The organism is Gammaproteobacteria bacterium, assembly GCA_029882975.1.
Lineage (GTDB): Bacteria > Pseudomonadota > Gammaproteobacteria > SZUA-152 > SZUA-152 > JAJDNG01.
Window position 1 is genome coordinate 250,012 of record JAOUJW010000001.1, and the last position, 15,013, is coordinate 265,024.

The 15,013-nt window shown below is 48.0% G+C and carries 10 protein-coding genes and 1 riboswitch; of the genes, 4 read left to right on the top strand and 6 right to left on the bottom strand.

Annotated features, from left to right (window positions below; genetic code table 11):
• Window positions 1-27: 27 nt before the first annotated feature.
• From OEY58_01135 to OEY58_01145, 3 genes are read left to right on the top strand one after another with little or no spacing between them, the layout of a single operon-like run.
• The gene (locus OEY58_01135; GenBank protein MDH5324047.1) at window positions 28-1,950 is read left to right on the top strand and encodes a PrkA family serine protein kinase; all 1,923 of its coding nucleotides are present in this window, start codon (window positions 28-30) and stop codon (window positions 1,948-1,950) included.
• A gap of 25 nt (window positions 1,951-1,975) precedes the next feature.
• Complete coding sequence (locus OEY58_01140) at window positions 1,976-3,244, top strand: YeaH/YhbH family protein (protein MDH5324048.1); 1,269 nt, start codon at window positions 1,976-1,978, stop codon at window positions 3,242-3,244.
• On the top strand, window positions 3,241-4,743 hold the full coding sequence (locus OEY58_01145) for a SpoVR family protein (protein ID MDH5324049.1): 1,503 nt from the start codon (window positions 3,241-3,243) through the stop codon (window positions 4,741-4,743). The genes OEY58_01140 and OEY58_01145 overlap by 4 nt, the downstream gene beginning before the upstream one ends.
• Window positions 4,744-4,787: 44 nt before the next feature.
• On the opposite strand, the gene OEY58_01150 is transcribed toward OEY58_01145, so the two are convergent.
• A complete protein-coding gene (locus OEY58_01150; GenBank protein MDH5324050.1) occupies window positions 4,788-5,378 on the bottom strand; it encodes a hypothetical protein in 591 nt (196 codons plus the stop codon).
• Between the two features lie 214 nt (window positions 5,379-5,592).
• Between OEY58_01150 and OEY58_01155 the strand changes: the two genes are divergently transcribed.
• On the top strand, window positions 5,593-6,993 hold the full coding sequence (locus OEY58_01155; protein ID MDH5324051.1) for an HTTM domain-containing protein: 1,401 nt from the start codon (window positions 5,593-5,595) through the stop codon (window positions 6,991-6,993).
• 291 nt (window positions 6,994-7,284) lie between these two features.
• On the opposite strand, the gene thiC is transcribed toward OEY58_01155, so the two are convergent.
• The 5 genes from thiC to OEY58_01180 all read right to left on the bottom strand — a co-directional run bounded on the left by thiC (window position 7,285) and on the right by OEY58_01180 (window position 14,929).
• On the bottom strand, window positions 7,285-9,183 hold the full coding sequence (gene thiC, locus OEY58_01160) for a phosphomethylpyrimidine synthase ThiC (protein MDH5324052.1): 1,899 nt from the start codon (window positions 9,181-9,183) through the stop codon (window positions 7,285-7,287).
• Window positions 9,184-9,301: 118 nt separating this feature from the next.
• Window positions 9,302-9,397: riboswitch (TPP riboswitch) on the bottom strand.
• A gap of 178 nt (window positions 9,398-9,575) precedes the next feature.
• Window positions 9,576-10,094, bottom strand: coding sequence for a hypothetical protein (locus OEY58_01165; protein MDH5324053.1), 519 nt, complete (start codon window positions 10,092-10,094; stop codon window positions 9,576-9,578).
• 388 nt (window positions 10,095-10,482) lie between these two features.
• Window positions 10,483-11,484, bottom strand: a complete 1,002-nt coding sequence (locus OEY58_01170; protein ID MDH5324054.1) for a hypothetical protein — start codon at window positions 11,482-11,484, stop codon at window positions 10,483-10,485.
• Window positions 11,484-12,854 carry a metallophosphoesterase gene (locus OEY58_01175; GenBank protein MDH5324055.1) on the bottom strand — a complete coding sequence of 457 codons (1,371 nt, stop codon included), beginning with the start codon at window positions 12,852-12,854 and terminating at the stop codon, window positions 11,484-11,486. The genes OEY58_01170 and OEY58_01175 overlap by 1 nt, the downstream gene beginning before the upstream one ends.
• Window positions 12,851-14,929, bottom strand: coding sequence for an LTA synthase family protein (locus OEY58_01180; GenBank protein MDH5324056.1), 2,079 nt, complete (start codon window positions 14,927-14,929; stop codon window positions 12,851-12,853). The genes OEY58_01175 and OEY58_01180 overlap by 4 nt, the downstream gene beginning before the upstream one ends.
• Window positions 14,930-15,013 lie beyond the last annotated feature (84 nt).

The following is a 15,013-nucleotide window of genomic DNA, read 5'->3' on the forward strand; positions in this document are numbered from 1 at the left end:
GTCGTTGAACCTTACCCGGAGGCTGCCATGTCAATCTTTAATCACTACCAAGCTCGATACGAAGGTGCAAAGGAAGAGGAATTTACTCTGCAAGAGTATCTTGAAATTTGCAAATCTGATCCTTCCGCCTACGCAACGGCAGCCGAGCGAATGTTATTGGCTATCGGCGAACCCACCATGCACGACACTCGCAACGACCACAGACTGAGCCGCATCTTTGCCAATAAGGTCATTAAGATTTATCCGGCATTTAAAGATTTTTACGGTATGGAGGAAACCATAGAGCAAATCGTTTCCTACTTCCGCCATGCCGCCCAGGGTTTGGAAGAGAAAAAACAAATTCTGTATTTGTTAGGCCCCGTAGGCGGCGGTAAGTCGTCATTGGCCGAAAAACTTAAGTCATTGATGCAGGCCAAACCTTTTTTTGCCATTAAAGGATCGCCCATTAATGAATCCCCCTTGGGCTTGTTCAGCCCCGAGGAAGATGGCGCCATTCTGGAAGAAGACTACGGTATACCCCGCCGCTACCTTAGCGGCATCATGTCACCCTGGGCCATCAAACGATTGCATGAATTCAATGGTGACGTCACTCAATTTAAAGTCGTTCGCTTAAACCCATCCGTATTGGAACAAGTCGCTGTCGCCAAAACCGAACCAGGCGACGAAAACAACCAGGACATATCCTCCCTGGTCGGTAAAGTTGACATACGGCAGTTAGAACGTTTCGCTCAAAACGATACCGATGCGTATTCTTACTCCGGCGGGCTATGCAAGGCTAACCAAGGTCTGCTGGAATTTGTAGAAATGTTTAAAGCCCCCATCAAGGTCTTGCACCCCTTGCTGACAGCAACGCAAGAAAGCAATTACATGGGAACAGAAGGCTTATCCGCCATTCCTTTTGACGGCGTAATTTTGGCGCATTCCAACGAATCCGAATGGTTGGCCTTTAAGAACAACCGAAATAATGAAGCATTTTTGGATCGTATCTACATCGTCAAGGTACCCTATTGCCTGCGCGTGTCAGAAGAAATCCGCATATACGACAAGTTACTTAACAACAGTTCCCTGCACCAAGCCCCTTGCGCGCCGGGCACACTGGATATGATGGCAGAGTTCTCCGTATTAACCCGCTTGAAAGAGCCGGAAAACTCCAACATTGAATCCAAAATGCGCGTTTATGACGGCGAATCCTTAAAAGACACGGACCCAAAAGCCAAATCCTATCAGGAATACCGTGACTACGCCGGTGTTGACGAAGGCATGACCGGATTATCCACACGTTTCGCCTTTAAAATACTGTCCAAAGTGTTTAACTACGACAATACGGAAATTGCTGCCAACCCGGTACATTTACTTTATGTCTTGGAGCAGCAAATTGAGCAGGAACAGTATCCGCCTGAAACCCGCGAAAAATATATTTCTTATCTCAAAGGTATATTGGCCACCCGTTACGCCGAATTTATCGGTAAGGAAATCCAAACCGCCTACTTGGAGTCTTATTCCGAATACGGTCAGAACATTTTCGATCGCTATGTCACATATGCAGACTATTGGATCCAAAATGAGGAATACCGCGACCCCGATACCGGTGAGAGCTTTGATCGTGCTTCCCTCAACGATGAGCTGGAGAAAATCGAAAAACCCGCCGGCATCAGCAATCCAAAGGATTTCCGTAACGAAATCGTCAATTTCGTCTTACGCGCCAGAGCAAGTAACGACGGTAAAAACCCCGTCTGGACCAGCTATGAGAAAATGCGTGAGGTGATTGAGAAAAAAATGTTCTCCACCACCGAAGATCTGCTGCCGGTTATTTCCTTCAATGCCAAAGCCAGTGCAGAAGACAAAAACAAGCATAAAGACTTTGTCCGACGCATGGTGGATAAAGGCTATACGGAAAAACAAGTTCGTTTGTTATCCGAATGGTATTTGCGCGTACGTAAAGCCTCTTAACCTATACATTGCTTGAGCAGTTATTGTGACGCAAATTATTGACAGACGTACGAGCGGTAAAAACAAAAGCGCGGTGAATCGACGCCGATTTATTCGAAGGTTTCGTGACCAGATTAAAAAAGCGGTATCCGACGCCGTATCCAATCGCAGTATTACGGATATCAATAAAGGTGAAAAAATCAATATTCCCACACGGGACACCTCTGAACCCATTTTTCATCATGGTCGTGGTGGTAAACGCGACATCATTCATCCGGGGAACCAGGATTTTGTTACCGGGGATAAAATTCCACGACCGCAGAAAGGCAAAGGCGGCGGTGCCGGCAGCGGCAAAGCCAGCAACAGCGGTGAAGGCAGTGACGACTTCGTGTTTCAACTGTCGCGCGAGGAATTTCTGGAGTTTTTTTTCGAAGACCTGGAGTTACCCGATCTGGTAAAAACCCAGTTAAAAACCATTGTTGAATACAAAACGCGACGCGCCGGTTTCACCACCAGCGGAATCCCTACCAATATTAATGTCATTCGTTCACTGCGCGGCGCCATGGCCAGACGTATTGCCCTGCGCGCACCTCACACTGATGAACTGGAAGAATTGGAAAAAGAACACAAGAAACTCAGTCGTCATAAGGAGAAAAATAAAGCGCGACTGTTGGTGCTGGACGAAGAAATACAACGCGTGCGCCAACGAATCCAACGCATTCCCTTTATCGATACGTTTGATTTGCGCTACAACAATCGAGTCCAGGAACCCATACCCAGCACCAAAGCAGTCATGTTTTGTTTGATGGACGTTTCCGGCAGTATGAACGAAGAACGCAAAGACATTGCCAAACGATTTTTCATCCTATTATATCTGTTTCTCACGCGAACTTATGAGAATATTGATGTCGTCTTTATTCGTCACCACACCACCGCCAAGGAAGTGGATGAAGAAGAGTTTTTTTATTCGCGCGAAACCGGTGGAACCGTAGTATCCAGTGCGCTTGAATTGATGCGGGATATTATTCTGGAGCGCTACCCCACCGCCCAATGGAATATCTACGCAGCCCAGGCCTCGGACGGTGACAATTGGGAAGGCGATTCTCCTACCTGCGGTGAATTGCTTAACCAGGCAATTTTGCCCTTGCTGCAATACTTCGCCTACGTGGAAATCACCGCTTACGAACACCAAAGCCTGTGGCGCGAATACGAAAAAGTCAAAATGATGCACAGCAATTTTGCCATGCAGGATATAGGCGGATACAACAGCATATACCCTGTCTTTCGAGAACTCTTTTCAAAAGAAACCGCATGAGCCGCAAGAATATCATTTCCGATACATCAGAGTGGAGCGTAGAGTTAATCAACAAATACGACCAGGAGATCGCCCGTGTCGCTGCGGACTTCGGCCTGGACACTTACCCCAATCAGATTGAAATTATCAGTTCAGAACAAATGATGGATGCCTACTCATCTGTCGGTATGCCCGTTGGTTACCATCACTGGTCCTTCGGAAAACAATTTCTCAACATCGAGAAACAGTATAAACGCGGCCAGATGGGACTGGCTTATGAAATCGTAATCAACTCGAACCCTTGCATCGCCTATTTGATGGAAGAGAACACCATGACCATGCAAGCACTGGTTATAGCCCACGCTTGTTACGGTCACAATTCTTTCTTCAAAGGCAATTATTTGTTCCGCACCTGGACCAATGCAGATGCGATTATTGATTATTTACTGTTTGCCAAGAACTATATCGCCAAATGCGAAAAGCGCTATGGCATCGAACAGGTGGAAAATATTCTCGACTCCTGCCATGCCCTGATGAACCATGGGGTAGACCGTTATAAACGCCCCCAGAAACTCTCCACCGAGGAAGAAGAAAAACGACAGCACGAACGTGAGGAATATTTACAATCTCAGGTTAACGACTTATGGCGCACCCTGCCGGTGGTGGATTCGGTTAAGGCGAAAAAGAAAACCGTACGTTTCCCCTCCGAACCCCAGGAAAACATTCTTTACTTCATTGAAAAAAATGCGCCATTGATGGAACCCTGGCAACGGGAGATTGTACGAATTGTACGTAAAATCGCCCAGTATTTTTACCCGCAACGCCAGACGCAGGTGATGAATGAAGGGTGGGCCACTTTTTGGCACTACACCATTTTGAACCAACTGTACGACGAAGGCTTTCTTTCCGATGGCTTTATGATGGAGTTTTTGCAATCACACACCAATGTGACCGCACAACCGCCTTTTAACAGCCCCTACTACAGCGGCATCAACCCCTATACTCTTGGCTTTTCCATGTATACAGATATTCGGCGAGTTTGCGAAGAACCAACCGACGAAGACAAATATTGGTTTCCGGATATTGCAGGTACAGACTGGAAAAAAACCCTGGACTTTGCCATGCGTAATTTCAAAGACGAGAGTTTCATTGCCCAGTATTTATCCCCCAAACTTATGCGCGATTTGAAGCTGTTCTGCGTTTTGGATGACGATGAAAAAGACATGCTGGAAATCAGCGCCATTCACGATGACTCCGGTTATCGCAAGCTACGTCAAAGTCTGGTACAACACTATAATCTAAGTGCCAGAGAACCCAATATTCAGGTTTATAGCGTCAATCATCGTGGTGACCGCAGCCTGACCTTACACCATACCCAGCATGACCGTCAGCCCCTATCAGAATCCTCTGAAGAGGTACTGAAACACCTGGCAAGACTGTGGGGTTTCACGGTGCGCTTGGAATCCGTTTATGAGGATGGCAAAACCGAGCTGCTAGCTGAGTGCAAAGTGGACAACTAATACTCTGTTTGGTGAAGCATAGCTTCGTTTTTTATCATCTTAAGTTACAAATCCAACAAGCGGGCACTATCCGCGGCTTTGGAATAGCGCTTTTTCTCGATTTTGTAATACGACAACAGCAAATCCGCTTCTAAATGCAGGATATGACGCAACTCCGCCAAAGAGCTACCCAGGTAAGGCAGAAAATTGAAACTGTCCAAGGGCTTACAACTGGAGATATACCCCAGGCGAACCGCATTCTTAAACACCTCCACCTCATCAGACCCAAACTGATACACTTTGGGATAAAAATACTGGGAAATAAAGGTATACAGTTTTTCTTCTGTGGTACTCACTTTTTTAGTGGTTCCCATGGTAAATCCAATGGTAAAAGCTTCATCCTTCTCCAGCATGCCCCTCCCCAGAGCAATGTGGATATAGTCATGTTGATCCAGGTCCACGGCCCCATGAAACAGCGTAAACCCCGGCATAGTATATTTGGGGTTTTCCACCAATTGCACCATCAATGGAATTTCCTGTTGTTGTGCCCGCAACTGCTGCATACTGGCAAAGGCCTCCCCTAAGGTGATGTGATCACGAAACAAGGGAATATGCCAATCCCGGTAAGAAATCTTTGCATTCGTGATTGAGGCCATCGCTCCACCGTTGTCAAAGTCAAAAACGGACTTCTCCTACTTTGTATCGGCCACCGCAGCAGGCTTTTTAGACGGTCGACTGCATACCCTTGCGACTGCGCGTACATATCTATATGATTTATTTGATAGTTCTTGGAAAGCAAAAACTTGAAAGGGCCGACGAATTTTAGCGATACTACTAAAACAAAAAACAGTTAAATCAATGATCTGACCCATGCTCTCTAAATTGAGTTTCACACAGTTACAACAAAAAGCCTTGACCCCAGTCAACGGCACATCCATCGCGATTTTTCGCATGGGATTTGGCCTGATTATGCTGTGGGAAGTGTTTAGATACTGGCGTAATGGCTGGATCAGTAAATATTACATCGAACCGGAGTTTTATTTTAAGTATTACGGATTTGAGTGGATTCAACCCTGGGAAGGTGAAGGAATGTATGTTCACTTCCTGGTCATGGGCCTGCTGGCTCTATTGATAACAGTCGGTGCTTTTTACCGTATCAGCATTATTTTATTCACTCTGGCGTTTTCCTATGTTTTTCTGTTGGACCAAACCCGCTACCTGAATCACTTCTACTTAGTGATATTGTTCAGTTGCCTACTGTGCGTGATTCCGGCTCACCAAACCTGGTCCGTGGATGCCTGGCGCCGTGCAAAACAAAGCACCCCCACCCTAACGATGCCAAGCTGGTCAATCTGGATTCTGCGTACGCAAATGGAAATCATGTTACTTTATGCCGGCATTGTTAAGATCAACCCGGATTGGCTGCAATTACAGCCTTTAAAAATGTGGCTGGCAGAACGCGCAGACTTCCCCCTGGGGCTGGGATATTTGTTCACCCAGGACTGGGCTATTGCCGTCGCCGCGTACGGTGTGATCGCCTTACACATTATTGGTGCACCCCTGTTGCTGTGGCAACGAACCCGGTTGCCGGTTTTTTGTATTTATGCTGCCTTCCATAGTTTAAATCACTTCGTTTTCAGTATTGGGATTTTTCCCTGGTTTACCTTATTCGCCACTTTAATCTTTTTTGATCCCCACTGGCCACAACAACTGCGACAAAAACTACAAAATGCACGACCCGTTTCTATCTCTACAGCTGTAGAGACCATTGCGGTTCCCGCCACAACCCGACTTCGAGACAGACTCATCCTGTATGTCTTGGCAATCTGGACCGTATCACAAATTCTCATACCCTTACGGCACGTGCTGTACCCGGGCAATGTAAGCTGGACTGAAGAAGGCCATCGGTTTTCATGGCAAATGAAACTGCGGGATAAGACCGGCTGGGCTCATTTTTATGTGATCCAACCGGGACAACAACAACAAATCTGGCTGGTGACACCCGATGCCTATTTAACCCCTAAACAAAACAGGAAAATGACCACGCGTCCGGATATGTTGTTGCAATTTGCCCATTATCTGGCGCACCGCTGGAAACACGACTATGCCATTGATGAAGTGCAAGTGACCGCAACAGTGTTTGTCTCCCTTAACGGCCGTCCTCACAGCTTGCTCCTGGACCCCAATAAAGACTTAAGTCGCGTAAACCGTTCCTTAAGTAACGCAGACTGGATTTTACCCTTGAATCACTCTTTACCGGGTAAATCCTAAATGCAGTTATTTTAATGCTATTCCGATCCAACCTTGGCGTTGTGACCTCGCAAGATTTCGTCAGAATTCATCCTTGAATCATCCTTTTTGAGCACCCCCTAGAACATTTTGTCGACCGATGCTAATAGGGAAACAAACTTATAAAACAGTTTCAAATGGAGGTGCACTATGATCAGCATCCAAAACGACTACTGGTTCGTCATTACCTTGGCTGCCATCGTTGTGGTAGAACTTTGTGATGTTTTATGAAAACGCACCGGCCTCAAACTTGAGGCCGGTGGCTGTGGAGTGTCAAATCTGTTTGTAAACTTCAGAACCGGTATCGGTAAACTCTCTGGCCTTTTGCTGCATGCCCTTTTCCAAAGCCACGTTTAAATTCTGTTCCCCTTGCTGATTGGCAAACTCGCGAACCTCCTGCGTGATTTTCATAGAACAAAAATTAGGTCCGCACATGGAACAAAAATGCGCGCTCTTGTGCGCCTGCTTAGGCATGGTTTCATCGTGAAACTCCCTGGCACGATCCGGGTCCAGTCCCAGGTTGAATTGATCTTCCCAACGAAATTCAAACCGTGCTTTGGAAAGAGCATTATCCCGAATCTGCGCTCCGGGATGGCCTTTGGCTAAATCAGCCGCGTGCGCCGCAATTTTATAGGTAATAATGCCTTCTTTTACATCATCGCGATTGGGCAGACCTAAGTGTTCTTTAGGGGTGACATAGCACAACATGGCGGTACCGTACCAACCGATCATGGCAGCTCCAATACCGGAGGTAATATGATCATAACCTGGTGCAATATCCGTAGTCAGCGGCCCCAAGGTATAAAATGGGGCTTCGCCACACAAGGCTAGCTGCTTATCCATATTTTCCTTAATCATGTGCATTGGCACATGCCCAGGTCCTTCAATAATGGTTTGAACATCATGCTTCCAGGCGATCTTGGTTAACTCTCCCAAGGCCTCCAGTTCACCAAACTGAGCCGCGTCGTTGGCGTCCGCAATGGAACCGGGACGTAAGCCGTCGCCCAATGAAAAGCTCACATCATAAGCTTTCATAATGTCACAAATTTCTTCAAAGTGGGTATAGAGGAAATTTTCCTGGTGATGCGCCAAACACCACTTAGCCATAATGGAACCACCACGAGAAACAATGCCTGTCATGCGTTTAGCGGTTAAAGGGATATGCCTCAAAAGCAAGCCTGCATGGATGGTAAAGTAATCCACCCCCTGCTCTGCCTGTTCAATCAAAGTATCCCGCATGATCTCCCAACTTAACTCCTCGGCCTTGCCATCCACTTTTTCCAGGGCCTGGTAAATCGGTACGGTACCGATGGGCACGGGGGAGTTTCGAATAATCCACTCCCGCGTTTCATGAATATTCTTACCTGTGGAGAGATCCATAATAGTGTCCGACCCCCAGCGAATTCCCCAGGTCATTTTATCCACTTCTTCTTCAATTGAAGAAGTGACAGCGGAGTTTCCCAGATTTCCGTTAATTTTGACCAGAAAATTTCGGCCTATGATCATGGGCTCCAATTCAGTGTGATTGATATTGGCTGGAATGACGGCACGCCCTCGAGCTACCTCAGAACGCACAAATTCAGGTGTGATTTCTTTGGGGATAGCTGCGCCAAAAGACTGACCGGGGTGTTGTTGCTCGAGCTGTTCACCAAGCTGCTCCCGACGCAGATTTTCACGGATAGCCACATACTCCATTTCCGGTGTAATGATTCCTTTACGGGCATAATGCATTTGCGAAACATTGGCGCCGGATCTGGCCCGCCGCGGAACACTAATATGATCAAAACGCAAGCAATCCAGTGCCGTATCCTGCGCCCGTTGCTGCGCAAAACGTGAACTGGCCTGAGACAATTGCTCGGTATCATTGCGATCCAAAATCCACTGAGATCTGACATTCGGCAAGCCTTTGCGAATATCGATACTCACTTGCGGGTCCGTATACGGACCGGATGTATCGTACACCAATATAGATGGATTCTTCTCCACCCGGTGGGTATTCTGCCCATCTACGGACAATAGCGGCGTATCCTGTAAGGTGATTTCCCGCATGGGAACGCGAATATCCTCACGGCTGCCTTCGACATAGACTTTCTGGGAGTTGGGAAATGGCTCAATGGAAGCTTTGTCGATTTTTGCCGTTTTACTCAGGAATTTCTCTGGAATCGCATTCATAGGTGTTTGCCGTCCTCGAATTATAATAGTGGCGAACACACATTGGCAGGGAAATGACCACCGAGGCGGTAACCACACTGGTACTGTTGTACCATTGTTTTACCGCTGTTGCCCTTAGTGGTGGTCGTAACAGCTTCCCTACGCCGGCTTCGCCCGGATCAGGTTCAAAGGGTGTAATCTCAGCGCGGCCAACCGCGCACCCCCAGCCCACAAGCTTGCGACAGACAGTCGCAACAAAGCGGTAGTATAGCAAGCTTAGCTCGAACCGTTAAGAGCAAAGCTCGAAAAGTGTCCATGACGGGGAAAAGCGCCCACAACCGACCGTTCCAGAGCGCCCAATAAAAAAGGGGGACAAACCCCCTTTTTTAGTCTGCTTTTATTGTGTTTAAAGTTTAACGCCTGCCAAATGACCGGGAATTGCGTTGACCCAAGCCTCGAATTCGGTTGATAAGGCTGGAAACACCGTCGTCGTCGTCGTCATCTTCCTCGGCCTCTCTTTCTCCATCATCATCATCGTCGTCGTCATCGCCACCAATACCCATGCCGATAGACCCCCCAGTAGAACCCATGCCCATACCCGTACCGGGATTGGGTGTCGGCGTCGGTGTCGGTGTCGGCGAGGGTGGCGGCGTATTGGTATTGCCCGGACAAAAATTCGAGAACGTTGCTTGAGACAAAGCCCAACGACCCGCTGCCGTTAAATCATTGACCCCGCGATTAGCGGTGGTGGAGTGGCAGGAAGAACAAGAACTCACGGGTGGCACAGTAGCGGACGGTACACAAAATGCAGCAACGCTGTCAGCAATGGGCCCTGTTGCAAAAACCATAGATACGGGCAAGCTCAGTAGCAGTAAGATCATGGCAGCTTGCAAAGAATACCGCTGATACCGCAGTTTTTTCGATATAACCATTTTTAAAATGCCCCCACACGATACGCAGAAATCACGATTGAAACTTAACGAAACAGACCCGCCCAAACATATTTGTTGTAACGATTCTATGATGCAACTCTTCAGGAATTGGGCGACTTCCTGGTACGACTAACTTCCTTTGTGAGTACCGCTCTGTCGTTGCATCGTTGACGCAACTTGTTTACGACCGCGCTGTATACAAAGGAACCTCTGATATAGGAACAACGAAGCCTCGCTCTGAAACCTGAGCGCAGTCAAACTATAACAGGAAAAACAAGCCACCGCACCGCTTTTTCCTAAATTTTTTACGCAAGTACTGGCTTAAGTCTTACGTACACAAGGGAATTTTGACTGTTTCCAAAACTGTTCTGCTTGCCTAATCGCCGCTTTAAGCCTGTTTTTTCCGAAGCCCACCCCGTACCCAAGGATACAACAAAGGCAACAATAGCAAGACGCGTGCCCATGAATAAGCCAAATTGGCATACAAGGCATAACCCAGCAGCAGGGCCACTGCCAAACTCAGCCATAGCCGTCCACTATGGTCCCTGCCACCCATAGGCAAAAACCACTGAGCTATCGCTCCCCACAATAGACCTGCAACAAAGGCATGTAACGGCGACAGCACCCATTGTGGCCAAATGATAAGCAGTAAACACTTCAATAAAACCAATCCCACCAATAACGGCCATAAAAGCCGTTGCCCAAGATTAACAAGAATTGCCGTAGCCACTCCACCGAAGGACAAACCGAGATATAAAGCCCATTGAGCTTGTACCTGCCAATCCCACACTACAAGGAAAACATCCAGGGCCAGAACAAAACTTACATAGGATGCCATAGGAGGATGGTCCGCCACAGCATCTGCTGTGGTGGACATAGACGCAGGACGCCACACCAATGCGAGCGCCAAAATCATGGCAATCGCCAAAAATCCCACGAACGGAAAATAGCTTGCGGCCAGCCATACCAGGCCGATTATCATTACGGCTCTTGCCGCGGGTCGCCGCGAACCTTGCCCTTGCACTTGATGTATGTACGCAACAGCGGCCAGACTACTCAAGTAAGAACAAACCGTTAACCCGGCCAGCAGGGCGGCCTGTAATAAAGAATGTTCATCCCACACGTGAAAATACAACAACCGAGCGAGCATTAGTGCCAACAAAGCACCCAATAGAGGAGCCACTGTGGAAGTCAGCTTGGATGTAGATTTGATAAAACCCTGTGCCCACGGTATGTGACGATACACTTGATGCAATGCAGGCAAAGACACCAAGGGCAGCAGTGAAATCCACGCCGTACTGCTATCAAAATCGGAACCGTAAACCACCAAACCAATAATCAATAAGGGCAAGTACAACAGTCCGAACTGTAAATACAACAACCAGTACATCACCTCGGCTCCAGTGTTACGGTAGTATCGCTGCGGGCAGGCAAATCCAACAACACTTCGAAGCGCACTTTGTCAGCCAACACCATATAGTCAAGCAAGCGGCCGATACTCGGAACGTAATTGGGATTATCACCAGGCACATGGAACACCACTTTGGCATCCACGAAAGTTTCATTCAATTGATTTTCAACCACCAGATGAGTGTTGCTGATATGGCGCAGCGATAACAAACCGGTGGGCAGGGAACTGCTGGCATCTCGCTTACCATCACCGTCATAATCATAGGTGTAAAATTGCAATTCCCCCTGACGCAAGCGCAACAAACGGTAACCATGGTGCAGGGGCGAGGAGGAATACGGTGGGCGCAAGTCCGCACCGGCAGTGGTTGTCACCACATAGGGTGTTCCATCAAAGCGCCAAGTATCTGTACGTTCACGGCCCAACTCGTCATAAACCGCATCACCATGCCAGTGGCCGGACAAAACCACAGGAATCCCCGCCTGTTTTACTTGTGCCACCACATCATCCACATGTACTTGCAGATAACCCCGCAAACCGGGCTTGTGATGCAAAGGATGGTGTATTTGCAGCAAGGGCACAGCCTGTTCCGGCAACGAGGCCAATGTGTTTTGGAACCAGGCATACTGACTGTGGGTTAACTGATCCTTGCCATGGCCGGAGTTCAAGCTCACGATATGATAGCCACCATAACTCACCACATGATAGGGTTGACCCAATAGTTTAAGATAAGCGCCCCAACCTTCGTATTCGTGGTTTCCAGGCACGGCAATCACCGGCGTGGCAAAATCCAGCATTGCATCCAACAAACGATTGTACTGATCCCAACTGCCACCGTACGCCAAATCTCCGGTAAATAACACCAGATCGGGATTAATGATATTGATTTCGCCAATGATCTGTCGCAGCAAGGCATCGCCACTACCATCCCCCCCCAACACCGGTAAGTCAGCCAACTGCACCAGCGACAACTCCGGCTTAAAGCGTTGAACCACGGTAACGGCATTGGGTCGCTTATAAGATCGCCACCTCCCCTGTGCTTGCAATGTATACATTCCCGCTTGTATGTTTTGGGGTAGACTCACCTGGAGACGATGCCGCAACACCCCAACGGACATGCTTTTAATTTCCAAAGGCACCGACCCGGCTGCGGACTCCAGAGATAAGGCCAAATAGGGCAAATAGAAAGGGATGGAACTTTGCAGTTCCACTTCAAAACTTTGCGAAGGCTGACGTATCACCGGTATTCCCAAGCGCGGCGCCACAATTTCTACGCGCAGGGGTAACATCACTGCGGCAAGTATCACAACAACGATACCCACCGACAACAACCATTGGACCACCCTATTCATTTGTTTGGAGGCTTTTTACTGGGAGAATGGCTGTTGTTAGGGTCGTCGATGCGTTGCTTGTCATTGCGCGGGTTGACGTTACGCGGGTTGTTATACCGCAGGTAACGCGTGGTTTCATAGACACCCCGAGTAATCCGTTCCATCCGCTGCGCTGTTTGCGGAAATTGTGCCAAATGATTTTCTCTGGGTGACTCCGAGTTGATGAGGCTCAACCGTTTGGCTGTCCCGTCTTCCATCATGGAAAAATGATAATCATTGTCAATTAAGCCAATATACATTTGGCGCGATGGCATGGAAAAAAAAGCATAGCGTTGGGAATCAAACTCCGGCGCCAACAGATCCCGCCCCATAGTAGTGTTACGATAGCTTGGCAAAATCATAGCAGCCAAGGTGGGTAGCACATCCACTTCGCCGGCGGGCTTGCTAATCCTACGTGGCTCAGAGATGAGCTTGGGTGCATAGATAACCAAGGGAACGCGCAGAGAGCCCAGCGATAGTTGACCTTCAGCTTTGATGGAATGCTCCCCGGGATTATAGTTGATCCCGTGATCGCCAAAGAAAACAAAAATCGTATTGTCGAAATAGGATTCCTGCCGAGCCAGGCGCATGAAATTTCCCACGCTGTAATCCATAAAGCGGAATGAGTTAAGCTCTTCGTTGGAATGAAACCCAAACCGAACGACCTTCTCCTGCGGCAACTGCAGCAATTCAAAACTGCCCCGGTCTTGCGGAATCGTGTAAGGTCGATGATTGCCGGAAGTTTGGATCACTGCAAAAAAAGGTTTACCGTTGACTTTGCGTAAGACCTGATTGGCTTCCTTGAATAAATCCAAGTCCGATACACCCCAAACATCCACGCGGGGTGAGCTATAACTACCCTCTTCATAAACATGCAATCCACGAATATTACTGGCCAACAAACCCCGTATATTACCCCAACTGGCGCTGCCGCCCAGAAAGTAGAATTTTTCATAGGCGTTAAAGTCATCGATCAAAATATGCTGATTCACCACCAAGGGATTACGGGTGGAGGTTTTGACTTTTTCCACGTCCGCCAGCCCTGTCATGGCGGTAAATACGGAGCGAGCCGTACCGGTGTGCGGCGTAAAAAAATGATCGAAGTACAAACCGGCATCCGCCAATTGCTTGATCTGAGGCGTAGGATCCAGGGGATTACCACTCATGGAGCTTTTATAGTTGGCAAAGGATTCCAAGATAACCATCACCACATTGGGATTTTCACCCACAGGTTTCCCCGAACGCAACCGTTCATAGTTCAACTTCTCCGGGTCCGGCTCTACCACCCCCAGATATCCCACCATATCAACATAGGACGCTTTAACGGCGGCCATATCTATATCCACATCACGATTTTTCAAAGTACTTAACGAGTACAGCACCGGATTAACCGTCACAGCTGTGGCAAACGGATGGGTAAAACTAAAAGCGTCGCTCCAACGCAAAGGATACCAGGACAACTTGCCATACATTCCAAACACAACGATGGCGCAGGAGGCGAGAACAATCATGGTTTTATGAAATCGGCGTAATGCCGGCGCTGCTTGGTCACGCAGGTTATACACCAGCCCGGCAATACTGATGGCGTACAACAGGGTTACAACAAACAAACCCAACACAATCCACACCACCGGATAACTTTGCCAAACCATCAACGCGGAAGTTTGAAAATTATCCAAAAATCGCAGTGCTGTGGCATCTAAAGGGACTTGTAAGTAGGCGTAGTGACCGAAGTTCAATACATAGAACAGCAGAATCAACTGCATCGCCAAACCGAGATAACTGACCCAGATAAAAAAAGCCCAAGAGGACTGAAACGGACTGAAGCGTCGAACCCAGCCCAAGAGAAACACCGGCGCCACCACAAACAAAGACAAGCGCAGATCAAATTTGAAACCCACAAAAAAAGCTTGTTTCAGCGTTTCATCACCCAGAGGATCCTGTGGATCGGTAAAATACCACCAGAACACCAAACGTAGCAGAGAAAAAATAAAAACATTTATAAGCACGATGGGCATAAGCCATCGCAACAATTTGGGCAATCCGACCAATGACATGAAACGACGATCTCGATAGTACTAGCAGTGAGTTAAACCCTGATGTATGTCCGACTTGGTTGAAATACAAGCCGGCGCCCCATA